Raw genomic sequence first — 1174 nt, 5'->3', positions numbered from 1 at the left:
CCCATACGCCACATCTGGATCATTATTTTGCCAGTTATCCCCATACCGCCCTGCAGGCATCCGGGCGGGCTGTGGGTCTGCCCGATGGACAATTTGGGAACTCGGAAGTCGGTCATTTGACACTGGGCTCTGGGCGCATACTACTTCAGGACATGGTGCGCATATCGGCCAGTCTGGCTGATGGCAGCTTTTCCAGCATTCAGAATTGGCAAAATATTTTACAAAATATCCGGTGCCTGCATCTGGTCGGGATGGTCTCCGATGGTGGCGTGCATTCTCATATCGACCATTTGCTGGAGATTCTCCCTCTGGTGGTACAGGCAGGTGTAGAACCGATTATCCACATGATTACGGATGGGCGGGACACCGCCCCGCAATGTGCAGATGTTTTCGTCCAGATTCTGGAAAAGCGCCTGCAAGAACTGGGCAGCGGCAAAATTGCCAGCGTCTGTGGCCGCTATACCGCCATGGATCGTGCCAGTCATTGGGATCGCACCCAAAAAGCCTGGGCCGCCTTGCTGAAAGGTGAGGGACTTCAGTCAGCAAACGCCCTATCGGCTGTTCAGGAAGCCTGGCGACGCGGGGAAGGAGATGAATTTATTCAACCCACCGTCATCGGCAAGCCCCAGGAAAACCGGATTGCCGCCGATGAACCCGTATTCTTTTTCAACTTTCGCTCTGACCGCATGCGGCAACTGAGCGCCGCCGTGGCTATGCCCGAATTTGAACATTTTGATCGCAGTTCAGAACAGGCCAGAACCGCCCTTTGCATGACTTCTTACAATGACGACTACCCCTTTCCGGTCCTGTTCCCGCCGGAAATCCCGGCAAAAGTCTTGGCGGAAGTCATCAGTGACGCTGGTCTGCAACAATTCCACTGCGCAGAAACGGAAAAATATGCGCATGTCACCTATTTTTTCAATGGTGGCCGCGAAGAGCCCTTTACGGGAGAAGATCGAGAAATTATTCCATCTCCACAGGTAGCCACCTATGATCTCCAGCCGGAAATGAGTGCGGCCAAAATCGCAGATCGTATCATTGCAGCATTCGAAAGCGACCAATATCACTTTGTTATTGTCAATTTTGCCAATGGTGACATGGTCGGTCATACCGCCAAAATCCCGGCCATTCTCCGTGCGGTAGAAACGCTTGATCTCCAATTTCATCGGATTAC

General features: G+C 52.6%; 1 protein-coding gene. It reads left to right on the top strand.

Annotated features, from left to right (window positions below; translation table 11 throughout):
• Positions 1 to 1174 (top strand): 2,3-bisphosphoglycerate-independent phosphoglycerate mutase (gene gpmI / locus AC2VLY_RS08780; RefSeq protein ID WP_486922118.1); only part of this gene is annotated, 1174 nt, incomplete at both ends.

This window comes from Acidithiobacillus sp. TH-A36, from assembly GCF_057473445.1.
Note: the sequence above shows the minus strand (reverse complement) of the source record. Positions and strands in the feature narration are given on the sequence as shown.